Source organism: Rhodoplanes roseus (genome assembly GCF_003258865.1).
Classification (GTDB): Bacteria; Pseudomonadota; Alphaproteobacteria; order Rhizobiales; family Xanthobacteraceae; genus Rhodoplanes; species Rhodoplanes roseus.
Genome location: NZ_NPEX01000838.1, coordinates 1 through 269 on the forward strand (window position 1 = coordinate 1; position 269 = coordinate 269).

General features: G+C 62.8%; 1 pseudogene. It reads left to right on the top strand.

Annotated features, from left to right (window positions below):
• Positions 1-269: pseudogene (locus CH341_RS34930) on the top strand (EamA/RhaT family transporter); the annotation flags it as partial.

The following is a 269-nucleotide window of genomic DNA, read 5'->3' on the forward strand; positions in this document are numbered from 1 at the left end:
CGCCGCCGCTGCGCGCCTGCGTGCGCTTCTTCTCATCATGCTCGCCTTTCTCTGCTTCGCCTGTCTCGACACGACGGCGAAATATCTCGGCCAATGGCTGCCGGCGATGCAGATCGTCTGGGTGCGCTTTCTCACGCATTTCATTCTGACGCTCGTCATCTTCCGGCCGTGGCGCGACATGGCGCTCTGTCTGCCGCGCAACAAGAAGCTGCAGGTGGCGCGCGCCTGCTGCCTCGTCGGCTCGACTTTGTTCAACTTTCTGGCCGTCC